This is a genomic window from Salipaludibacillus daqingensis, from assembly GCF_029891575.1.
Classification (GTDB): domain Bacteria; phylum Bacillota; class Bacilli; order Bacillales; family Salisediminibacteriaceae; genus Salipaludibacillus; species Salipaludibacillus daqingensis.
In genome coordinates this window covers 347,350-370,208 of record NZ_JARZHF010000003.1, presented here as the reverse complement: position 1 = coordinate 370,208, position 22,859 = coordinate 347,350, and the positions used below count along the sequence as shown (strand labels likewise).

General features: G+C 39.2%; 16 protein-coding genes. 10 read left to right on the top strand and 6 right to left on the bottom strand.

What is annotated here, in order from left to right:
• Nucleotides 1-14: 14 nt before the first annotated feature.
• Nucleotides 15-1,412, top strand: a complete 1,398-nt coding sequence (lpdA, locus tag QDN89_RS08495; protein WP_280769680.1) for a dihydrolipoyl dehydrogenase — start codon at nucleotides 15-17, stop codon at nucleotides 1,410-1,412.
• Between the two features lie 198 nt (nucleotides 1,413-1,610).
• Complete coding sequence (locus QDN89_RS08490) at nucleotides 1,611-2,660, top strand: 2,3-butanediol dehydrogenase (RefSeq protein WP_280769679.1); 1,050 nt, start codon at nucleotides 1,611-1,613, stop codon at nucleotides 2,658-2,660.
• Nucleotides 2,661-2,764: 104 nt separating this feature from the next.
• Here the strand turns inward: QDN89_RS08490 and QDN89_RS08485 are convergent, their stop codons facing one another.
• The 3 genes from QDN89_RS08485 to QDN89_RS08475 all read right to left on the bottom strand — a co-directional run bounded on the left by QDN89_RS08485 (nucleotide 2,765) and on the right by QDN89_RS08475 (nucleotide 7,317).
• Nucleotides 2,765-3,676: an ROK family protein gene (locus QDN89_RS08485; RefSeq protein WP_280769678.1), complete on the bottom strand. Its 912-nt coding sequence runs from the start codon at nucleotides 3,674-3,676 to the stop codon at nucleotides 2,765-2,767.
• Between the two features lie 3 nt (nucleotides 3,677-3,679).
• Nucleotides 3,680-5,134 carry a glycoside hydrolase family 1 protein gene (locus QDN89_RS08480; protein ID WP_280769677.1) on the bottom strand — a complete coding sequence of 485 codons (1,455 nt, stop codon included), beginning with the start codon at nucleotides 5,132-5,134 and terminating at the stop codon, nucleotides 3,680-3,682.
• 380 nt (nucleotides 5,135-5,514) lie between these two features.
• Nucleotides 5,515-7,317, bottom strand: coding sequence for a methyl-accepting chemotaxis protein (locus QDN89_RS08475; RefSeq protein ID WP_280769742.1), 1,803 nt, complete (start codon nucleotides 7,315-7,317; stop codon nucleotides 5,515-5,517).
• Nucleotides 7,318-7,921: 604 nt separating this feature from the next.
• Between QDN89_RS08475 and QDN89_RS08470 the strand changes: the two genes are divergently transcribed.
• The 8 genes from QDN89_RS08470 (at nucleotide 7,922) to QDN89_RS08435 (ending at nucleotide 19,528) form a co-directional block, all read left to right on the top strand.
• Complete coding sequence (locus QDN89_RS08470; protein ID WP_280769741.1) at nucleotides 7,922-8,977, top strand: LacI family DNA-binding transcriptional regulator; 1,056 nt, start codon at nucleotides 7,922-7,924, stop codon at nucleotides 8,975-8,977.
• 37 nt (nucleotides 8,978-9,014) lie between these two features.
• Nucleotides 9,015-9,638 carry a YesL family protein gene (locus tag QDN89_RS08465; protein WP_280769676.1) on the top strand — a complete coding sequence of 208 codons (624 nt, stop codon included), beginning with the start codon at nucleotides 9,015-9,017 and terminating at the stop codon, nucleotides 9,636-9,638.
• 317 nt (nucleotides 9,639-9,955) lie between these two features.
• Nucleotides 9,956-11,314, top strand: a complete 1,359-nt coding sequence (locus QDN89_RS08460) for an ABC transporter substrate-binding protein (protein ID WP_280769675.1) — start codon at nucleotides 9,956-9,958, stop codon at nucleotides 11,312-11,314.
• 533 nt (nucleotides 11,315-11,847) lie between these two features.
• Complete coding sequence (locus tag QDN89_RS08455) at nucleotides 11,848-12,789, top strand: carbohydrate ABC transporter permease (protein WP_280769740.1); 942 nt, start codon at nucleotides 11,848-11,850, stop codon at nucleotides 12,787-12,789.
• Nucleotides 12,789-13,625: a carbohydrate ABC transporter permease gene (locus QDN89_RS08450; RefSeq protein WP_280769674.1), complete on the top strand. Its 837-nt coding sequence runs from the start codon at nucleotides 12,789-12,791 to the stop codon at nucleotides 13,623-13,625. The genes QDN89_RS08455 and QDN89_RS08450 overlap by 1 nt, the downstream gene beginning before the upstream one ends.
• A 165-nt stretch (nucleotides 13,626-13,790) precedes the next feature.
• A complete protein-coding gene (locus tag QDN89_RS08445) occupies nucleotides 13,791-16,952 on the top strand; it encodes a hypothetical protein (protein WP_280769673.1) in 3,162 nt (1,053 codons plus the stop codon).
• Between the two features lie 217 nt (nucleotides 16,953-17,169).
• Entirely contained in the window at nucleotides 17,170-18,483 is a 1,314-nt protein-coding gene (locus QDN89_RS08440) for an ABC transporter substrate-binding protein (protein WP_280769672.1), read from the top strand.
• Nucleotides 18,484-18,520: 37 nt separating this feature from the next.
• Nucleotides 18,521-19,528 (top strand): glycoside hydrolase family 16 protein, encoded by a 1,008-nt coding sequence (locus tag QDN89_RS08435; RefSeq protein ID WP_280769671.1) that lies wholly within the window; start codon nucleotides 18,521-18,523, stop codon nucleotides 19,526-19,528.
• A 144-nt stretch (nucleotides 19,529-19,672) separates the two neighbouring features.
• Here the strand turns inward: QDN89_RS08435 and QDN89_RS08430 are convergent, their stop codons facing one another.
• The 3 genes from QDN89_RS08430 to QDN89_RS08420 are packed head-to-tail and all read right to left on the bottom strand — an operon-like array spanning nucleotide 19,673 to nucleotide 22,848.
• On the bottom strand, nucleotides 19,673-20,308 hold the full coding sequence (locus QDN89_RS08430) for a YesL family protein (protein WP_280769670.1): 636 nt from the start codon (nucleotides 20,306-20,308) through the stop codon (nucleotides 19,673-19,675).
• Nucleotides 20,309-20,325: 17 nt separating this feature from the next.
• The gene (locus tag QDN89_RS08425; protein WP_280769669.1) at nucleotides 20,326-21,936 is read right to left on the bottom strand and encodes a glycoside hydrolase family 43 protein; all 1,611 of its coding nucleotides are present in this window, start codon (nucleotides 21,934-21,936) and stop codon (nucleotides 20,326-20,328) included.
• A gap of 45 nt (nucleotides 21,937-21,981) precedes the next feature.
• Nucleotides 21,982-22,848: a carbohydrate ABC transporter permease gene (locus QDN89_RS08420; protein WP_280769668.1), complete on the bottom strand. Its 867-nt coding sequence runs from the start codon at nucleotides 22,846-22,848 to the stop codon at nucleotides 21,982-21,984.
• Nucleotides 22,849-22,859: the final 11 nt, after the last annotated feature.

The following is a 22,859-nucleotide window of genomic DNA, read 5'->3' as shown; positions in this document are numbered from 1 at the left end:
GGAGGAGAAGGAGCATGGTAGAAAAATGCGAAGTCGTGATCATTGGCACAGGTCCAGGCGGTTACGTTGCGGCAATCCGAGCCGCCCAGCACGGGAAACAAGTGACCGTCATTGAGAAAGCAGCCGTAGGAGGAACGTGTCTGAACGTCGGATGCATCCCCTCCAAAGCACTGATTACCGCCGGTCACCATTTCCAGAACATGAAACACGGTGGGAAAATGGGACTTCACGCTGAAAGTGCGTATGTAAATATGCAGGAAGTTCAGACGTGGAAACAAGGCATTGTTACCCAACTGACGCAAGGAGTTAAATACTTGCTGAAAGGAAACGGAGTCGAAACGATCGAAGGAACAGCTAAGTTCAGTGGACCAAACACGATAGACGTGACACAAACGAACGGTGACGTCAAGTCCCTTACGTTTGAACACTGCATCATTGCTACTGGATCACGTCCTATCGATCTTCCCGGCCTTCCTTGGGGACAGCGAATTCTTTCCTCAACAGAAGCATTAGCGCTCAACGAGATTCCAGAAAAAATCGCCATCGTTGGCGGAGGATACATCGGCATCGAGCTAGGCACCGTCTACGCCCAACTTGGCAGTCACGTGACCATCATCGAAGGCACCGCAAGTTTACTGCCCGGTTTTGAACAATCCATGGTCACACTCGTCGAAAATAAGCTCAACAAACTAGGGAACATTGACATTTATACAAATGCCAAAGTCCAGAAAGCAACAGAGCAAGAAGACACCGTCACCCTCCAGTTTCAAATCGGTGGAAAAACACATGAAACAGAAGCAACCGTCGCCTTTATCACCGTCGGACGTAAACCAAACACCGACCATTTAGGCTTGGGAAAAATCGAGGTTGACGTTGATGATCGTGGTTTTATTCTCATCAACGAAAGGTGCGCCACTTCGCAATCGGGTATCTTTGCAGTTGGGGATGTGTGTGATGGTCCAGCCTTGGCCCATCGTGCTTCTTTTCAAGGAAAGGTGGCAGCCGATAACATTGGAGGGCATGATGTCATCGATGAACAAGTTATTCCATCAGTTGTTTTTTCCGATCCAGAACTAGCAAGCGTTGGTCTAAGTTTCGATCAAGCGAAAAAGCAAGGGTATCAAGCGGCGAAAACCTCCTTTCCATTTGCAGCAAATGGGCGTGCCATGACTTTCAATGATACGGATGGTTTTGTGCAACTCGTTGTTGATGAAAATGATGGCAGCATTCTCGGTGCACAAATTGCTGGACCGTCTGCATCGGAGTTGATCAACGAATTGACGTTAGCTGTGCAATCACAGTTAACGATTGAAGATTTATCACTCGTTGTCCATTTCCATCCGTCCTTAGGTGAATCGATCATGGAAGCGGCGGAACTCGCCATGGGACATCCCATACACATGCTGAAATAAATGGATTTGCGGGGAGGTTCTTTACGTAAACGGGTGAAACTGACTGAAATGAACATAGAGTGAATAGATTTGTTATACCGAGTGAACTATAAACAGAATAAAAGACGGTTTTGAAAAATAAGAAACAAAGAAACAGACGTGTTTTCTACTTGTGGTGTACAAGGGGTACCACTAGATTTTTACAAGGAGGAAGATGAGATGAAAGCAGCTGTATGGTACAAGGCAAAAGATATAAGAGTAGAAGAAGTAGCGGAACCGACTGTTTCTGACCATGACGTAAAGGTGAAAGTGAAGTGGTGTGGCATTTGTGGAAGTGACCTTCACGAATACTTAGCAGGTCCAATCTTCATTCCTGTGGGAGCGCCACACCCAATTAGTAAAGACGAGGCACCGATAGTGATGGGGCATGAATTTGCAGGTGAAATAGTGGAAGTAGGGGACAAGGTGACGAAACTTCAAGTAGGCGACCGAGTAGCGATTGAACCTATTTTAGCACCAAACGAAAACGGGGAATACAAAGACGAAAAGTATAATTTAACCGAGTTACTCGGTTTTCACGGATTATCTGGTGGCGGTGGTGGGTTCTCCGAGTATACCGTAGTCGGCGAGCACATGGCTCATCGTATACCTGATGAATTATCGTTTGAACAAGGGGCATTAGTAGAACCAGCTGCAGTTGCGCTTCATGCGATTCGGCAAAGTTCCCTTAAAGCAGGGGATACGGCAGCCGTGTTCGGAGCGGGACCGATTGGTTTACTCGTCATCGATGCCTTGAAAGCGGCAGGAGCATCAAAGATCTTTGCTGTTGAAATCTCTGACGCTAGAAAAGGACTGGCAGAAAAGCTTGGGGCTCACGTCATTGATCCTAGCCAAATGGATGCCGTTGAGGAAATCCATCGATTGACTGGTGGAGGTGTTGACGTTTCATTTGAAGTAACGGGTCTTCCAAAAGTGTTGAATCAAACGATCCACAGCACTCATACGGGAGGGGAAACGGTGATCGTAAGTATTTGGGAATCAGAAGCATCGATTCAACCGAACGACATCGTTATTAAAGAGCGCACCATAAAAGGGATCATTGCCTATCGACATATCTATCCAGCTGTGATGGAGCTCATGAAACAAGGGTATTTCCAAGCAGAAACGATGATTACGAAAAAAATCAAGGTAGATGACGTCGTCGATGACGGATTTGAACTACTCGTCAACGATAAAAGCCATATCAAAATATTAGTCAGCCCAGAGTGACCAAAAGATTAGCGATAAAAAGCCAAGCCTCTTTTCAGAGAGCTTGGCTTTTTCGTGATTATTTATCAGATAAGTAAATCACTGAACCTATTATTAGCGACCTATTAAGAAGTCGCTGTTTCTTTGGGACTGTATTTGCTTTTATGGAAAGCTAACGCACCAACTAACCCAGCATCATTTTTGAAGAAGCAACTGTCGATGCCAATATGGAAAATCGTATCCACATACGTTAAGTGTCTTTGTAATTCCTCAATAAAAGTTGGACGACTTGTAATACCTCCACCTATCAACACTTTTTCAGGGTTTAAAACAGACGTAATATTATATATCCCGATAGCCAAGGTTTGATAGAAAGACTCGACGATGTGTAACGCTATTGGATCCTTTTCGTCGTATGCCTGAAAAACCATTTCCCCAGTTACTTCACTAAGGGGAAGGGAATTGTATGATGCATACTGCTCACGAATCCAAGGAATAGACGCTTTTGCACTTAAACCATCTGTATCTGCTCGATCAGAGTGAAGACCTTTCGTTATTATATAACCAAATTCTCCACCACGATACGAATAGCCACGGTAAAGTTGATTGTTTAAAAATAGCGCACCACCGATACCAGTACCGACAGTTAAACAAATAAAATCAGAAAAGTTTTGCGCATTTCCTCGCCATTTTTCAGCTAATGCAACACAATTGACATCATTTTCAACAGAGACGGGAATTGATAACTCTTTTTCTAGAACTTCTTGCAAATGAAAGTCATCAAATGCAAGAATAGCTCCGCCTTTTTCGATATAGCCAGTAGACGGCTGGATAAATCCAGGTGCAGAAATAGCAATCCCTTGAATTTGTGAGCTGAAATGAGTAATTTTTTCTCTAAGACCGGCTAAAATCGTCTCACCGTTTGCATTATTGGACGAGAAAGAACCTTTTTGTAAAATCTCAGCCTTATCATCAAGGAGACCCCACTTTACATTCGTTCCTCCAATATCAAAAGATAAATAGTTAGAAGCTTTCATTACTTATTCACCTTCCCTTTTATGAAGAGAGTTTCCATTTGATGAGATGACGTCAGAGTACCAGTAATAACTTTTTTTCTTTAGTCTACGCAATTCCTTTGGACCATCTTCATCTCGATCGATATAAACAAATCCATATCGTTTTTGGTAACCATTTAGCCAACTTAATAAATCTGTGAAAGACCATGTGCAATATCCAATAATCTCAACACCGTCAGAAATAGCTTTTTGAATCTCAACTAAATGATGATTAATATAGTCAATTCGGTAGTCATCGTTAATTTGATCTCCTTCTTCTAACTTATCAAACTCTCCTAAACCGTTTTCGGAAATCAATACAGGAAGTTGATAGCGGTTGTTAATTCGACGCATGCCAACGCGTAAACCAACAGGATCAATCACCCAGTCCCAGTTTGTTGTTTCGAGATTCGGATTGGTAATCGTGCGGAACATGCCTGGAACACCGGAATCAGAAGAAGTTCCTTTTTTTCCTGAAGTGTTCATGACACCTTCGCCAATACCATCAAGTGGATTACTAGCAACGGTGGCTGTTTGATAATAATTCACACCCATGAAATCCGGCTTTCCGGCTTTCAATAATGTCATATCTCCGTCTTCGATAACAGGAGCTATCCCTTGTTTTTCAAGGTACCTCATTGTTGTTTGAGGATATTCGCCCCAAGCATAAACATCCATATACCAATGGTTATTCATTTCTTCTGCATTTTCGTATGCAAGAATATTTTCCGGATGGCTATCGATAGGATAAACGGGACCATAGGCGAAACTAGGACCGATCGAACCATTTTTTACATATTTTCGAAACGACTGAATGGCTTTTGCATTGGCAAGAAAGGCAATGTGATTAGCTTGATGCATTCGTTTCAAATCTTTCACGCCAGGAGGGTGGATACCTGATCGGTAACCGAGACCAATAAAGATGTTTTGTTCATTTAATGTGACCCAATACTTCACTCTGTCGCCATAACGTTTGAAAAGTGTGACGCAGTATTGATTAAAGTCTTCAATGATTTCACGTGATTCCCAACCGCCGTATTCATCCATCAGTGCTTGAGGAAGATCCCAGTGATAGATTGTAATAATTGGCTCAATCTTGTTTTCTATTAATAAATCAATCAATCGATCATAAAAATCTAAACCAGTTTCATTAATTTTTCCTTTGCCAGTAGGAAAAATACGAGACCAAGAAATGGAGAAACGATATGCTTTAAGCCCCATTTCAACCATTAATTTGACGTCTTCTTCCATACGATTGTAATGATCTACGGCAATGTCACCATTCGTATTTTTGTAAGTAGTGCCTTCTTGTTTTGTGTAAATATCCCAGACAGATGGGCCTTTTCCGTCTTGATCCCACGCGCCCTCAATTTGATAAGCTGCTGATGCAGATCCCCATAAAAAGTTTTCCGGAAATGGTTGAACGTTCTTATGAAACATTGTTGATCCTCTCCCCATTTATTTTATAATTTTAAAAACGAGTTCAGACGTTTTTATTAGTTGCTTTATTTAATACTAGACTTAGCTAAAGTCAGTTGTTTACTTTGAAAATCAAACTCGCTTCCAGAAGGATCTCATATATTTTTCAACGACGAACCTATAATGAAAATGTAAGACTTTATAGACCAAATACGAAATCGGTTTCGTGAAAAGTATAATGGATTTAAGGCGCTTTGTCAAAACGAATCATACAAATAATTTGGGCTTTGTAAACACCGATGATCTTCTAAAGAAGAAGATGGTGATTTCATATGAATTTCGTCATATCCATGAATGGTAACGATTTCTATTTTGGTGATCCTATAAGCTCCATTTACATATTACGAAGCTCGTTTTTTAGCTTTTCGTTTCCATTCACGAAAAAATAAACGAATCATATTCTTTTTCTTGTCTTTGTTTTTTTCATCATCCACCCCTGTTTCTTTTTTTGTGATATAAAACCTTCTCATCGCTGTTTGAAGTAATCCGACATTTTCATTTAAATTTGTAGAATGTTGATTCATTTTATTGATCATTTCATTTTGTTGATAAACAGAATGACTGGCTTCATCAATAAAAGAAGTCGTTTTTGTCGAGAGAAGAGACAATTCTTCAATGGAAGAGTTAATTTCGCCACTTTCCGTTGCCATAGCAGATAAACTATTGGAAGAATCATCAATCCTTGCAACGAGTTGATCAATCAAAGTTTCAATTTCTAAAAGAGAATGAATATTATTTTCCATCTGTTTTTGCTCATGGAGCGTATTGTGGCTTGATGTTTTTAATTCATTGGCAAGGGTTACTGCTTCTTTCTCAAAACCTTCGATAATAAGGTTCATTTCATGAATGGACACGTTAACGTCTGAAGATAAATGTCGAATTTCTTCAGCAACTACGGCAAACCCTTTCCCATGATCTCCAGCCCTAGCAGCTTCAATAGAAGCGTTAATAGCTAAGAGATTCGTTTTAGCAGCAATATTATTAATGTTTTCTGTAAAGGTAGTCATTTCTTTCGCATGATGAACAAGTTCATCAACCCTTGAAGTGGAATGATCGACAGTTTGACTAATCATTTGCATTTTTTTGACGGAATCGTTCATTAATGAGATCCCATTACGCGTACTCTCTGAAACAGAAAAAGAAGAATTCTTCATTTCATGACTAGATTGTTCTATGGTATGAATGCGTTCATTAAATCGATTATTTGTATCTGATATTTCTGATAGAGAAGCAGACTGTTCTTCAACAATAGCAATCAATTCATGTAGTCGATCGGAAACTTTTTTACTTTCTACATCTAAAAATGAAGATGTTTGATCAAGTTCATCCGTGCGCTTGTCAATGCTAGAGGAAACAGTTGAAATTTCTTTAAGAATTGTCTCCAACCCTAACTTCATTGTGTTTAAAGAATTTGCAATTTGAGAAAATTCACCATTTCCTTTCAATGATAAATTGTCACCAGATAAATTACCGTTAGATATATCCTTGCTAAATGATAGAATAGAGCGCATATTTTTTTGTACACCTTTATTGACAATAAACAACATGATTATTCCGATGATGATTGATAATACAATAGAATAGAATAAAATGGTTGTTGTTCGATCGAAACTAGTATAGGTTGACTCTACAGCAGCACTTCTTTCACCATGGAGGATATTTCTTAATTCACCAAAAGAAAAAGAGCTAATTTGAAAAGACGATCCTGCTTCATCAAGGGTACGCTGATTTAATCTGTCGGTCTTTTCGTCTTCTGAAAGGTCAGCATAACCAAAGAAAGCATTCGCTATATCTTCGTCGTTTTCTAGAGCGGATTCAAGTAGTATTTGTTCTTGTTCTGATTGCAGATGTGGTTGAATTTCATCAACTAAACCATGGAATTCATCGTGTTTTTCTTGAAATAGTCGAGGCATGATGTCATTGGGATTGACCATAAATTGACTTAACATTAAGAACTTTTGTTGCGTTAATAGTTCCATTTCAGATAAGGTTTGAACATGGTTTGACGTCTCATTCATGTAAGTTACTTCATCTTCCGTATTAGATAGAAGAAAATGAACGAAAAAAGATGACAAAATAAATAAGATAACAGTGATAATAAAAACAGAACCATATTTCCAAGATAAACTTTGCATTTTATTCATCAATATCAATTCCTCCTTTGATCACGAAACCGACTAAGTGATTCTCAGGATCATTGAAAACTAACAATGTCTACACCTTTTAAAAGTTAGCTGTGTTAAAGCAAAGTATTGATTCAAGAAAAATCGAAAGCCACTGTAGGAAATTCACAGATAGTTTTTCAATAAACACTCGGGACTTGTCTTCAGGACGAGAGCTATGATTTTTTCAAAATAACATTGAGCAATAACAGAATCAAATTTTCTGAAAATATTCGGTTGACAATTAGAGAGCTAAGAAGTAGACTTTAAATAAACGAAACCGCTTTCGTTAAATTATATTATTAATCTGATACTTTGTCAAAGCTCTTTTATAGAAGATTCGTGGTGTACAAAATTTTATTGATCTTTCTTATCAAAACATAAACTGAAAGCGCTTAAAAAACTTACTGAATTTTTAAGCGTCTATGAAAAAAATTAAATTTCACAATATTGTTCTTAATGAAGTAAAGTAGTACTATGTTTACGAAACTTATTCGTAAATTCGATTGTTTGAAGTTGTTCTCATTGATATGATAAGGATACCCTCAATGAAATCGACAAGTGGGGAATTAATTATCGTGTAGGTATTAGAACATTTTATAAGAGGAGAGCCCAAATGAAAATGACCATTAAAGAAATTGCTAAATTAGCTGGCGTATCACAAGCAACTGTGTCAAAAATAATTAATAACTATGATGATGTAGGATTGAAAACGAAAAAAAGAGTGTTAGCAATCATGGACGAATATGGTTATCGACCATCTTATTCAGCTCAATCTTTAGCTCGAAAAGTAACAAAAGTAATCGGAGTCATTTACGCAGGGAAAATAAATGCCAACTTTAATCACCCGTTTTTTGTGGAAGTTGTTAGTTCCTTCAAAAAAACGATTGGTTTAGAAGGGTATGACCTATTATTTTTTTCGAATGAGCAATTCAATAAAGCGGACGAAAATTATTTAGCTCGGTGCCAACATTATAATGTAGATGGTTGCATTATTATCGGTGGGGAAGAAGTAGAGCCGTCTATTTATGATTTAGATAAAAGTGATATTCCTTGTATTGGCGTAGATATTGTACTTTCTGGAGAAAAATCAGGTTATATCATGACAGATAATAATCAAGTTTCTGCCCTAGCTGTGGAACATTTTTATTTACTTGGACAAAGGAAAATTGGTTTTATCGGTGGTAAAAAGGATTCGATGATTTCAAAAGAAAGATTTCAAGGATTTAAAGATGTCATGAATACGTATTCCTTACCAGTTAATGAAGATTGGATCGAATTCGGTGACTTCTTCGAGGAAAGTGGATATATCGCTATGAAAGAGATTCTTAATAAACCAGATTTACCTAAAGCACTTTTCGCAGCATCGGATTTAATGGCAATGGGAGCAATCAAAGCAATTAAAGAAAGCCATTTAGATATTTATGAGTTTTCTATCATTGGTTGTGATGATATTACTGCGTCAAGACATATCGATCCGCCATTAACAACGGTAAAGCAAGATAAAGAAAAAATAGGGAAAATGGCGGCCTATATATTGAAAGATATGATTAAAGGGGAAATTAATTCAACAGTTGTTAAAATAGAACCAGAATTAGTCGTAAGAGCTTCATGCGGAACTCAACAAAATCAAAGAGCATAAAGCAATAATTTAAAGGTAGGAAGGGAGGAGAATAACTATGGATCAGGGTTCATTAATAGGGAAATTAGAAGTTTTGACATTGTGGATTTATAGGTTCTCTATCCTCAATATTCTGTGGCTATTTTTCTCAATATTAGGTTTAATTATTTTTGGCGTAGCTCCTGCAACAACAGCAGCATACGGTGTGATTCAGACATGGATGAGACAAGAGCAAACAAAAGGGACGATCGTTTCTCTTTTCTGGCAAGTGTATAAAGAGACATTTATTCGTGCTAATACGTTATGGTTGATTCTTCTTGTTATAGGCTTTATTTTGTACGTTGATTTTTACTTTATTTTCAGGTTAGATAATGTGTTTGCTCCTGTATTGTTAGGAATAGGCGGATTTGTTTTCATGTTATATGTCATGGTGATCGTTTTTAGTTTTCCTTTATTAGTTCAACTTAATTTAAAAACATGGGCAACAATGAAATATTCTTTAATTTATGCTTTTACATCCCCAGTTCTTACGATATCGATTATCGTTAGTTTTGTTGCTTTTCATTATCTTATTTTTCAAGTGCCAGTCTTGTATTTATTTTTTTCAGTTAGTGTCATGGCCTATATCATCATGGCCGTTGTGGAAAGGAACTCCATGAAATTAGGGTTGCAAAAAAATTAAAATAAATGTTAAGAAAAATCAAAAGAAAGCGTTGACATTCTTAAAATTCAAGTATACAATGGCATTACGAAACCGATTTAGTTAATTGTTTTCACTACTTAAAAGTTTTATAGAATTAATCAAGTCTTGTTAACGCAAGTTTTTTATTATGAAGTTTACGAAACCGCTTTAGTTTTAATTAGTTGGCAAGTAGTACCACATAATAAGAAGGCTATTTTATATTAATTTTGGGAGGTGACCATTTAACGATCGTTACAGATAGTTACTATTTAAGTGCTTTTGATTGTTAAATAATTTATTTATAGGGGGATTTACTAATGAAAAGAAAGTTTGGTTTAATTTCATCTCTTTTAGCTTTCACGTTGATCGCAGTTGGTTGTGGCGATAATAACAATGGAAATGATGGAGACAACGAGAACAACGGAAACAACGGAAACAATAATGAAGCAGCAGCAGTAAATGAAGAAGATGAAGACGTAGAGATTACTGAAGTAGGATCAGATGATGCAGATGTAGAATTATCCTTCTGGTTATTTGGTGCCACAGGTTATCCTGAATTGGCAGAAGAATATATCGAAGAAAATCCTAATGTGAGCATTAACTTCCAGGAAATTGAAATGGGTGACCACCATAACAACTTATTCACTGCTTTATCAGCAGGAAGTGGTGCACCAGATATGGCTGCAGTCGAAGTTTCAGAGATTGATGGTTATAAAGATGCTCAAGACCGTTTCGTGAATTTGTATGATTTAGGAGCAGAAGAAATCGAAGGTGACTTCTTAGATTGGACATGGGAAAACGGAGAAAGTGTAGATGGTGATTTCTTATTCGGTATACCGACTGATATTGGACCTACTGTAATGTTTTACCGTGCTGATGTGTTTGAAGAAGCAGGACTTCCTTCTGAACCTGAAGAAGTGGAAGAGTTAATTAGTACTTGGGATGATTACAAAGAAGTGGCCCAAACGATCTTAGACGAGACTGGAAAACCAATGGCAGAAAATCCTGAAACTGTTTTCAATGCGAAAAGAGATCAGGCGCCTGAAGCATATTTTAATGAAGAAGATGAATTGATTTTGGAAGATTCTCCATATGTAGAAGAAGCATTCTTTCAAACTTCAGAAATGATTGAGAATGGACACATTGATAATTTCGGTATGTGGACACCTGAATGGGGCGCTGGAATGGCAGACGGAGACTTTGCTACGTTATTAGCTCCAGCGTGGATGCAAGGTGTTATTAAAGGAAATGCACCGGATGCAACTGAGTGGAGAGTAGCGGCAATGCCAGAAGGTGGAGGAAACTGGGGAGGTTCGTATGTAACGATCCCTGCAGAATCTGACTATGCAGAAGAAGCTTATGAGTTTTTGACTTGGCTCCTTGCTCCTGAACAACAGCTTAAAGCCTTCGAAAACATGGGATTATTCCCTTCGGCTCCTTCAGTATATGATATGCCTGAGTTTAATGAATACTCTGATGAATACTTTGGTGGTCAAAACACTGCTCAAGTGTTCGCAGACTCAGCTCTTGAAGGTGAACATGTTCATAAAGGTCCTCAATACGGAGATGTTAACTCTGAAATTCTTGCTGGATTAGATAATGTATATGATGGCATTGATCCTGAAGAAGAATGGGAAGATGTTCTTAGTCGAATTGAACAGCGTATTAACCGTTAAGTAGACATGTTTAAGCGGGTATGGTGAACATACCATACCCGCAATTCATTTTATACTTGAGTAAACGGTTATTCTATATATTGGCGCTGTTAAATAATAATAGATATTTTCTTAATATATAGTTTGATACTTTCCCTTTTGACCATGGAAAGGAAGAGGATATAATCTAACGAAGCCCTTGTAAGATAATACTCTTCATCATCAACAGAACGTTTAACAGAGCCTATATATCAGAATAGAAATTAAATTATTATTTTTCATAATGTCTATGGCAATGACTATTTTAAACTCCGTTTACTATATTGCCATATATGGCTTTCATTTTAAATGATTTCAATAACTCTAAGAAGCCCACTTTAGACGACTGGGGAAGGTGTTTTTGAGAGTGAATAGTGGTCAATTGAAAGCTATATCATAAAGTAGTGTACTAGGGATTGAAAAGGTATGTCCTCTTTAGCGACACTACCATTATTAGGAGGATCGAAATGGCTGGATTACAACGAGATACAGATAAATCAGATGATAATAACACAATGTCAGGTTCGAATAAAGAACCCCAAAAACCGAAAAAGAGGACGTTTTCTCAAAAACAAAGAAACATGGCCTCAGGATATATGTTTATCTCTCCTTTCTATTTACTGTTTGCCGTCTTTGGGATATTCCCAATCTTATATAGCTTTTATTTAGCTTTCTTCAGATGGGACGGACTTGGGGACATGGAGTATGTCGGATTTAATAATTTTAATATTATTTTCAATGACCCTCTCTTTTGGAAGTCTTTATATAATACAATCATTATCGGTTTGATGGGGACAGCTCCTCAGCTAATTGTGGCATTATTACTTGCTTTTGCATTAAACTCCGTATTAATTAAATATAAAAGTGTTTTCAGACTGGCTATATTCTTACCATATGTTACGTCAATCGTAGCTGTTGCAATTGTTTTTAGTGTCATTTTCAGTAACCAGGAATCAGGGCTTGTAAATGCTCTCCTAGGCATGTTCGGTGTTGAACCGATTACTTGGACGAGAGCTGAATGGGGAACGAAAGTAGCCATTTCAACGATGATCTTTTGGCGATGGGTAGGTTATAACACGATTATTTATTTAGCTGGCATGCAAAGTATTCCAAATGATTTGTATGAGGCATCTAAGATCGATGGAGCTAGTCTAAGACAACAAATTTGGCATATTACAATTCCGATGTTGAAACCTTTTATTATCTTTACTGTGTTCACATCTACAATTGGGGCACTTCAGATCTTCGCTGAGCCACATATTTTCCAAGGGCGAGCAGGAAGACCTGAAGGTATGAGTATCGTATTGTATCTATATAGAGATGCATTCGGAAGTAACTTCTTTGGAACGGCGTCGGCAACAGCGATTGTCTTGTTCTTTATCATCATTATTTTCTCTAGTTTAAATTTATATTTTGCGAATCGGATCGGACGTTCGAAAAAGGTAGGTGTTAAATAATGGAAACTAACAAGAATAAAGCACCAATTGCAAAGTATTTAGTCTACTTAGGCTTAGTAATAGTTTCCTTGGGATCACTATTTCCTTTTTACTGGATGTTTGTTATGGCTACGAATCCGAATAGCATGATCAATCAGACTCCTCCGGTTATGATTCCCGGATCTAACATGGCGGCGAACTTCCAACTTGTTCTAGATAGTATTCCGTTCTGGGGTGCTATGCTGAACTCTCTGATCGTTTCAAGTACCATTACGGTAGGTGTGTTAATTTTATGCTCCCTTGCAGGGTTTGCTTTTGCGAAATTGGAATTCAAAGGAAGAACTTTGTTATTTGTTTTCATATTAGGAACGATGATGATCCCTCCGCAGCTAGGTCTTATTCCGACTTACTTTATCATTACCCAGTTGGGATGGCTGAGTGATTTACGGGCGGTTATCGTACCTGGATTAATGAACGCATTCGGGATTTTCTGGATGAGGCAGTATATAGCTAGTGCTGTACCTGATTCGATTATTGAAGCAGCTAGAATTGATGGCTGTAGCAATTTCAGAATATATTGGAATATCATTGTTCCAACCATTCTTCCAGCCTTTGCAACATTAGGGATCATTGTCTTCATGGCAATTTGGGGAGACTATTTATGGCCGTTGGTCGTGTTACAAGATCAATCCATGCATACGATTCAAGTTGCGTTGCGATCTTTAATGGATGACAGAGTAAGAGACTACGGTATGATTTTATCGGGAACATTCTGGGCGACGGTTCCACTGATCGTTATATTCTTACTATTTAACAAGTTATTTATTAAGAGTATCACCGATGGTGCTGTGAAATAAAAAGGTTACGGTTAAATCATTAACTTTTTCTATTATATGGTTATATTCATAAAACAGGTAGTTTACTCAGCTGCCTGTTTTTGTTTTAGACCTTGCTAAACCGTATATTACATTCCCCTTTACTAAACGATATTTATAACAAAAAATGATTACGGAGGCTTCAAAATGTATCAGCTAAAAAAAGACCACTCATTTGAAATTAAAAATTATCAATCTCAAAAACCTTTTTCCAGCTTTCTACCTGGAATTGCTGGACTGACAGGCATTCCTATGTGGGCCTTTTATGTGAATAGAGGCCAAGGAATTGCAAGCTTTGGTATACAAGACAAAAATCATGCGATGATGGAATTCTTTCCGGCAGACAAATCCTATCAAATGGTTCACGTTCAAGGGTTCCGAACATTTGTAAAAGTTGAGGACTCAGAAGGAACAAAAGTGATCGAACCATTTGCTTCTAAGGGGGCGAATGAAGAGGGTATCACTGAAACGATGACAATTTCGGAAAATATGTTGCAACTTCATTACGTCAATCAGCATGTTGGTTTCTCCATGAATGTCAGTTACTTTATTCTGGCTCATTCACCTGTCAGCGGCTTAATTCGTCACGTTGAATTTAAAAATATTTCCAACCAAACGAAAACGTTTGAAATTCTAGATGGTATGCCAGCTATATTACCTAGTGGAGTAGCTAATACCCCATATAAAGAGTTAGGAAATACGTTGAAAAGCTGGTTCGACGTATACAATTTAGACGAGCGGGTTCCGTTTTATACATTGAGAGGAAGTATGGAAGATACAGCTGAAGTGAATGAAATCACAGAGGGGAATTTTTACTTTAGTTTGTTTTCACATAATGGCCAAGAGACAGTTATGACGCCTATTGTGGACCGGGATGTAATTTTTGGTTCAGATACTTCTTTACAGATGCCTGAGAATTTCATTCATTCCTCAGTAAGGGAACTGGCTAATGAGAAACAGTATACAACGAACAAGGTATCTTGCGGATTTACTCCCATTCAGTGTGACCTGAAAGAAGGAGAAGAATCGGTATTGTTCTCCGTCATTGGGCATGGGCGAAATCTGGATGCGGTTCAGTCTTTTGTAAAGTCTCAACTTACATTTGATTTCTTGGTTGAACAAAAGGAAGGGGCTCAATCCATTACAAGAGAACTAACGAAGCCGATTGAATCTGTAACTGGACAGCCGTTATTCGATGCATACAGCAGACAGAGCTTCCTCGATAATGGTTTGCGCGGAGGATTTCCGTTTGTCTTTAAAAATAAAGAAGAAAGTAAAGTCTATTATTTATATTCAAGAAAACATGGTGATTTAGAGAGAGACTATAACTTCTTTTCAATTAGTCCTACGTTCTATTCTCAAGGGAACGGGAACTATCGGGATATTAATCAAAATCGTCGGTGTGATGTCTTTTTCGAACCACACGTTTACGATAGTAATGTGAAGCAATTTATGAATTTGATCCAGTTGGACGGTTATAATCCGTTAGCGGTGAAGGGTGTTCGCTTTCAACTAAAAGATACATCTGCAATCGATTTATCTTCCTATGTTGAACAACAGCAGATTGACGTATTAAAGAACTTTTTCGAAGATTCCTTTACACCAGGAGAGTTAAAGCATTATTTATCTGATAAAGGTATTCAGTTACAAACGTCATTTGATGAGTTTCTCACAACGGTTTTACTAGAGGCCAAGGAGCATTACGAAGCAGAATTCGGTGAAGGATACTGGGTTGATCATTGGACATACAATTTAGACTTGATTGAAAGTTTTCTATCCGTTTATCCTGACGATAAAGAAGAATTCTACTTTAATCGATCTTTCGCATTTTTCCAAAGCCCAGCATCGGTTCAGCCTCGCCAACATAAGTACAAAGGAAAAGGCGATCAGCTACGACAATACAACGCGGTGGAAGAAGAAGAAACGAACGCAAGTGATAGTGGATCCAACTGGTTGAAAGGTAATTACGGTAAGGGAGACGTGTATGAAACGAATTTATATTCCAAGCTGCTTCTTCTCGCATTAGTAAAAACATCGACGCTTGCCCCATATGGTTTAGGAGTTGAAATGGAAGCGGGTAAACCAGGGTGGAACGATTCCTTAAACGGCTTGCCGGGGATGTTTGGAGCAAGTACATCTGAGTTAATGGAGTTATACAGGTTAATAGAACAGCTACAGGACGTAGACGGTCAACAGACAATTTATCTACCTGAAGAAGCGGGAGAATTCCTCGACGGAGTGTTGAGTCAAATACACAAATTGGACCCTGCAGCTGCAAAAGCAGAAACTGCTTATTGGAATGAAGTAACGACCTTAAGAGAAGGTTACCGTGAAAAGATTCGAAACGGCATTTCAGGTAAAGAAACGGTCTTGTCTATGGAAGAAGTGCATGAAGCATTAACGGCACTGAAATCAAGAGTGACGAAAGGGATAGAAAGATTAGCAGACTACGGTTCTTTACCTCCAACTTATTTTTATTTTCATGCCTCAGGAGCTGGAGTAAAAAGTGGTCTTATGAATGAGATCGACTGGAAACCTGTGCCTGTGACACCTTTCTTAGAGGGGATTGTGAAGTCATTAAAGATTTCACCTAATAAATCGGCAGCGAAAAAAATATACGATCAAGTCAAGGAATCTGCTATTTATGATCGGAAGTTGAAAATGTACAAAACATCGATGCCAATTGAAAACGAGCCGTTGGAATTAGGTCGTGCCAAGTCGTTTACACCGGGATGGCTAGAAAACGAGTCAATATTTTTGCATATGGAATACAAATACTTGCTTGAAGTGTTGAAATCTGGTTTGGCAGAAGAATTTTATGAGGACATGCAACACGCGTTGATTCCATTTCTTGATCCTTCTGTCTATGGAAGAAGTACGCTCGAGAACTCCTCGTTCATTGCGAGCTCAGCCAATCCGAATCCGGCGTTGCACGGACGGGGATTTGTTGCCCGCTTAAGTGGATCGACGATTGAATTTATGAACATGTGGATGGTGATGATGGCTGGCCAAAAACCATTTACGGTAGAAAAAGATCAATTAGTGCTCCGATTATCGCCCGTCTTAGCAGATTGGATGTTTACAGAAGCGAATGAAGTAACATTTACGTTGTTTGGAACGTGCAAGGTCACTTATACGAATCCACAGCGAAAACATACCTTTGGTGAAGATGCAGTTGTGCCAACACGTTTCGTCATTACTTACGAAAATGGTGATACTTTCGAGGTGAACGGTGGAGAATTAGTTGGAAGTCATGCAAAAGCTCTTCGAGAAGGTAAGATTCAAAAAATGACTGTTCATTTGCAGTAGTGGGAAGGTTTAAAGTAGATTCTTAAGTTGGATGAAAACGTTAGGGAGATGGAAGAATCAATCTCCCTAACACTGATTCCTTGATGGTACTTTTTCACCTTACATATCTGCAAATATGTAAGGTAATATGATCTGTTGAATAAAATGTCAGGGATCAGCTAAAATGAACGTACCATATTCTTTATGGGAGTATAGCAGGTCAAAGGGGAAGTAAATTATGAAAGAACACCGTTTACTATCCGCGCTACTTGTAATGGCATTGATTGTCGTTGGGTGCAGTAGCAATGATGGCATTGATAGCGGAAATGCTGGAAAAGGTGCCGAAGATGAAGGGAATGACCAAACCAGTATAGGGTCTGAAGAAAGCGAAGTGGAATTGTCCTTTTGGACGTTCGGTGCAAATTACGATTCATTAATTGAGGAATACACAGAAGAAAATCCAAATGTCACCATAACTATTCAACAGCTGGATATGGAAGATCATCATACGAGTCTATTTACAGCATTATCTGCAGGCGCAGGTGCCCCAGATATCGCCGCAATTGAAGTCTCTGAAATTGACTCTTATAAAAGGGCAGAAGATAAATTTATTAATTTATACGATTTGGGCGCGGCTGACCTAGAAGCTGACTATCTTGATTGGGCTTGGGAGATTGGTTCAAGCGTAGACGGAGACTTTTTACTTGGTGTTCCAACAGATATTGAACCTACTGTAATGTATTACCGAGCAGATGTGTTTGAAGAGGCAGGACTACCATCTGAATCAGGAGAAGTGGAAGAATTGCTGCAGACGTGGGAAGATTATCGTCAAGCGGCAGAGACTATTTTAGCTAAGACTGGAAAGAAGATGGTCGATAATTCGGAGCCAGTATTTAAAGCGAAGCGGGACCAAGCTTCTGAACAATATTTTAATGAACAAGGCGAACTTATGATTGAGTCTTCTCCATACATGAAACAAGCTTATGATGATACGTCACAATGGATCGAGGAAGGGTACATCGATAATATTGGAATGTGGTCTAGAGAGTGGAGAAATGGAATTCAAGAAGGCAATTTCGCAACGTTATTAGGTCCAGTATGGATGAGTGAGACGATTAAAGAATATGCACCAGATGATACGAACTGGCGAGTTGCCCACATTCCAGAAGGATCTGGAAATTGGGGAGGATCTTGGCTCACTATTCCGGAAGAGACAGACTACCCAGAAGAGGCTTATGAATTTCTGACGTGGCTGGTAGCTCCAGAGCAACAAATGAAATCTTTTGAAGAAAGAGGCACGTTCCCTTCGACGCCAGAAGCTTATGATGATCCTGATTTCACAAAAAAGATGAATGATCATTACGGCGGGGAAAATGTTGCAGAATTATTTGCAGAAGCGGCCTTGGAAGTAGAGTATGTTCATAAAGGATCACTCTTCGAAGATGTGAATGAAGAAATCCTTATTGGGTTAGATAATGTCTACGATGGAGCAGATCCAGAAGAAGAATGGCAGGAAGTCATTAACCGAGTTGAGCGAAGAGTTTTCAGATAATATCCAGGTAAAGGGAGTAAGAGTCGGAGGTAGTTATATGGTAAGAAAAAGTCTCGTGTTTATTTTGTTATTCTTGTTGTTGATGTCAGTCGGTGTTATTAGCAGCGCTGCAGAGAATAATAATGAGGAAGATACTAATGTAGATAATAATGATTGGAAATTAACTTGGGAAGATAATTTTGAAGGTACGGAATTAGATACAGATAAATGGACAATCGATACAGGGAATGGCTTTTATGACGCAGAAGGTAATTGGGTAGAAGGATGGGGAAATGAAGAACTTCAATCATATCAAGAAGATAACGTGATTGTAGATAATGGCACATTAGTTTTAGAAGGAAGAGAAGAGACCGTTTCTGATGATAAAGGGACATTCGACTTTACGTCAGGAAAAATTCAGTCTCAAGGAAAGTTTAGTCAAAAGTTTGGTAAATTCGAAGCGAAAATGGCTTTGCCTAAAGGACAGGGGTATTGGCCAGCTTTTTGGATGATGCCAGAAGATGATGTGTATGGGAATTGGCCTGCTTCAGGTGAAATTGATATTATGGAAGCAGCTGGAGGAAAACCTAATCATATCGGTGGGGCGATTCATTATGGTGGGGAATGGCCAAATAATACTTATACGGCTAAAGATTATGATTTCCCAGAGGGACAAGATATTACAGATTATAATGTGTACAGTGTTGAATGGGAACCGGGAGAAATTCGTTGGTATGTGAATGACGAATTATTTCAAACAGCCAATGATTGGAGTTCGACAAATGAAGATGGATCTGAAGTGCATGATTTTCCTGCCCCGTTTGATCAAGAATTTCACCTTATCTTAAATTTGGCTATTGGTGGCTGGTACGATGGCGACCCAGACGAGTCTACTGATTTTCCAGGTCAAGTGCAAGTGGAATATGTGAGAGCCTATGAATTAGCAAGTGAAGAAGAAGGTAATACCATTTTAAGTGCATTCAATCCCTTTGCAATTGGGACTTCATTCCTGCTGATTGTAGGAATTGCTGGTGGAATGGTATATTTCAAGAAAAAAAGAGTGTAGTGGACACAAAAAGTCGACTTCTTAGAATGATAAGAAGTCGACTTTTTGTTATGGATAAAAGAGCCGATTCGAAATTAATGGGGGAGAGCACCACAAACTATGGTAAGCACGCAATAAGGTCATGAACGTAATGCAAAATAACCTTTATGCATGTCGAACTTTCATCTTTTCGAAGGAGTAGTTAGATGCTTTCATAATAATCCAACCTAACCCACTTATTCCAAAAAAGATCGCGAAAACTGGAAAGGAGTAGACAATCATTCCAAAGCTGATGGCGCCGAAAATACTTATCAGGGAAGTTCGAAAGTCTGTAAATGGGAGAAGCAAAGCTACTTTCAAGTAATTTGTCCATGATAATTGGAATTGAACGTATACAGGAAACCAAAATAGAAGAGCGACGATGAAAAAGACACTTGTTCCAATCATTGCGGTTAACATGATTGTTAATGGAATCCCCTCAAATAATAGGATAAGGGAAGCATTAAACCAAAGTAGCCAACCTACGCTAATAAAAATCAAACCAAATCGATTGGATGTGAAAAATTCTTTTTTCCACGTTTGGAAGAATTCTTGAAACACGCCATATGAGTTGAAAGTTTCATCCTGACTTTGAACCATACGCCGTAACACAGTAAACATTGCTACTGTAGAAGGGAATAGTCCAAAAACGACGAACCCAAGGAACGTAAAGATTGCCCAGAAAAAGTTTAATAAAGCAAGCTTCATAAACCAGTCACTTATCTTATAAAATGGACTCGACATCCAACGCATTCGCATCATCGCTCACTCCTATTTGTTTATGGCTTCTCTTTATAGATAAAATAATCAAAGTCTGCTGGTTTGCGCATGCCGCTCAAATCCTGTGTGGCCATACCGACGAAAGTACCGGTAAATCGAACTTCAGGCTCTGATTCATCAGAAGTGAGAGTCTTAGAAGCGGAATCATCAGACATGTGCCTCACATCCAGTTCAGGACCGATCGACATCCAGTCCTCGTCGGCATCTTCCTTATAATAAAGCTCCGCTTTCTCATGATTGATCACTCCACGGAAATAGAGGCTTCCTTTTGGTTTAATGGGAATCGGTTCATCAAGCAGTTCATCATATTCTCCACTCTTTGTACGAATGATTTGAAGAGCCTTACCGTGTTTTTCATCATACGTCACATGCAGATACACGTGGTCTTTCGTGTCATAATAGATGACTAAACCGGCCATGTGCTGATAATACTCCGGATCATAGTCCAGTTTAGTTTCAAACTCACACTCAAAAGCTGTCTGTCGGCGGGCAATCAGACTCTGGCTGTGAAGGGAAGACAGCGACTCCATTCCTTTCAGCCGTAGGTAACCTGGCCGTTCTTCCAGCGAGCACCATGAAGGATCAGTGGGAATCCTTAAAGAGTTCCATGCATGGTGAAGGTCGCTCCCGTCAAAGTCATCCTTCTCCGGTTCCGGCTCAAAAGGGTGCTCAGGCAATTCAGGGGCCGTTGCAGTGTCCAATGGACTGTTGCGTCCGTCTTCCATCCGGAGCCAGCCATCCTCCGTCCATACTACTTTCTGAATCGCTGTTTCACGGCCGAGTGTGCAATACTGACCGTTTAAAGGCCTGCTGCACAAGTGGGCGAAGTACCATTCGCCTTTTTGCGTTTCGACGAAGCTACCGTGGCCGGCTTTCTGTAAGCCTAGTTCCGGCTTGCCATCCGATGTGATAAAAGGGTAATCAGGATCTGTTTCATATGGTCCGTCAATCGTTTTTGAACGGGCCAGGGTCGCCGCGTGTTCGTATTGGGTGCCGCCTTCAGCTACGACTAAATAATACCAGTCGTCTTTTTTATACAGGTGAGGTCCTTCGGTCAATTTAATATCCGTTCCTTTATAGATATTTTTGACGACACCCACGAGTTTCTGTTCTTTTGCGGAGTATTCTTGAAGTACGATGCCCGCAAAAGGATGGGTCTTTTTTCGGTGATCCCAGATCATATTGACCAACCATTTGCGCCCGTCGTCGTCATGGAACAGAGATGGGTCGAAACCGCTGCTGTTTAAATAAACGGGTTCGGACCACGGACCTTCGATATTTTCAGCCGTGACAAGATAGTTATGAGCATCTTTATAGGCACCGTGCCACTCTTTCACATCGGTGTAGATAAGGTAGAACATGCTGTCATGGTAGCTGAGGCAAGGAGCCCAGACACCGCCGGAATTCATATTTCCTTTCATGTCAAGCTGGGATTTCCTCGTTAAAGGGCTCGCGGCAAAGCGCCAGTTTTTCAAGTCCCTTGAATGATGGATCCGCACACCAGGGAACCATTCAAACGTGGACGTGGCAATATAGTAATCATTCCCCACCCTTAAAATCGACGGATCTGGATGGAAGCCTGTTAATACAGGGTTTTGAATAATATTCATTAGTAAAGCACCTCATTTTCTAAGATTTAAAGGAAAAATAATAGATCACCCTTTAACGGATCCTGATGTGATTCCTTCCACGATACTGTTGCTTAGAACAACAAATGCAAGTAATATTGGCAAGATACTAATGACAAGTGTAGAACCAATAGCTCCCCAGTCGGCTGAATACTGCCCGATAAAATTCTGAATCCCAACGGTAAGCGTTTTGTATTTGTCGGAACTAATGAATGTGTTAACAAAAACAAACTCATTCCAGTTGTAGATCATGTTGATGATAGCTGTGGTGGCAACAACAGGTGCTGTAACCGGCAGGATAATCCGGAAGAACATCCGGTGCACCGAGCAGCCGTCCATGATGGCTGCCTCTTCAAGCTCTCGCGGAATCGTATAGTAAAAACCAAGCAGAATCATGATTGTTAACGGCAAATTGAACGCTGTGTAGGTTAAAATAATCGACAGCGGGTGATTCATTAAGCCGATATTTAAATAAAAGTTGAATAACGGTATCAGTGTTGAATGCACTGGAATCATTAAACCTACCATAAATAGGCCAAGCACCAGTTTGTTCAGTTTCCAATTCATACGTGTAATAGCGAACGTTACAAAACTAGCCAGGAGCACGGTAAGTAAGACTGCTGATCCTGTGACAATCACACTGTTAAGAAAGTAGACACCGATATTTCCTTCTGTCCAGACTGTAACGTAATTTCCCCACTTTGGATCTTGTGGTAAAGCTAGTGGTGGTAAGTTAAACACTTCTTGGTTGTCCTTCAATGAAAAGAGGAAGAGCCAGACCAGAGGAAGTATTTGAACAGCAGCAATGATGATTAACAAAATATACAGAAAGCCGTGCGTTATTTTTTTTCTAATTCCTTTTTCAGCACCGACTATTGAGTTTTGCTGTGACATATGACTATCCT

What these genes read in the sequence shown, in the direction of transcription:
- QDN89_RS08455 (WP_280769740.1), top strand. Translation starts at nt 11,848, where the DNA reads ATGTCAGGTTCGAATAAAGAACCCCAAAAACCGAAAAAGAGGACGTTT.
- QDN89_RS08480 (WP_280769677.1), bottom strand. Translation starts at nt 5,134, where the DNA reads ATGTTTCATAAGAACGTTCAACCATTTCCGGAAAACTTTTTATGGGGA.
- QDN89_RS08445 (WP_280769673.1), top strand. Translation starts at nt 13,791, where the DNA reads ATGTATCAGCTAAAAAAAGACCACTCATTTGAAATTAAAAATTATCAA.
- QDN89_RS08440 (WP_280769672.1), top strand. Translation starts at nt 17,170, where the DNA reads ATGAAAGAACACCGTTTACTATCCGCGCTACTTGTAATGGCATTGATT.
- QDN89_RS08460 (WP_280769675.1), top strand. Translation starts at nt 9,956, where the DNA reads ATGAAAAGAAAGTTTGGTTTAATTTCATCTCTTTTAGCTTTCACGTTG.
- QDN89_RS08465 (WP_280769676.1), top strand. Translation starts at nt 9,015, where the DNA reads ATGGATCAGGGTTCATTAATAGGGAAATTAGAAGTTTTGACATTGTGG.
- lpdA (WP_280769680.1), top strand. Translation starts at nt 15, where the DNA reads ATGGTAGAAAAATGCGAAGTCGTGATCATTGGCACAGGTCCAGGCGGT.
- QDN89_RS08450 (WP_280769674.1), top strand. Translation starts at nt 12,789, where the DNA reads ATGGAAACTAACAAGAATAAAGCACCAATTGCAAAGTATTTAGTCTAC.
- QDN89_RS08490 (WP_280769679.1), top strand. Translation starts at nt 1,611, where the DNA reads ATGAAAGCAGCTGTATGGTACAAGGCAAAAGATATAAGAGTAGAAGAA.
- QDN89_RS08420 (WP_280769668.1), bottom strand. Translation starts at nt 22,848, where the DNA reads ATGTCACAGCAAAACTCAATAGTCGGTGCTGAAAAAGGAATTAGAAAA.
- QDN89_RS08435 (WP_280769671.1), top strand. Translation starts at nt 18,521, where the DNA reads ATGGTAAGAAAAAGTCTCGTGTTTATTTTGTTATTCTTGTTGTTGATG.
- QDN89_RS08475 (WP_280769742.1), bottom strand. Translation starts at nt 7,317, where the DNA reads ATGAATAAAATGCAAAGTTTATCTTGGAAATATGGTTCTGTTTTTATT.
- QDN89_RS08485 (WP_280769678.1), bottom strand. Translation starts at nt 3,676, where the DNA reads ATGAAAGCTTCTAACTATTTATCTTTTGATATTGGAGGAACGAATGTA.
- QDN89_RS08430 (WP_280769670.1), bottom strand. Translation starts at nt 20,308, where the DNA reads ATGATGCGAATGCGTTGGATGTCGAGTCCATTTTATAAGATAAGTGAC.
- QDN89_RS08425 (WP_280769669.1), bottom strand. Translation starts at nt 21,936, where the DNA reads ATGAATATTATTCAAAACCCTGTATTAACAGGCTTCCATCCAGATCCG.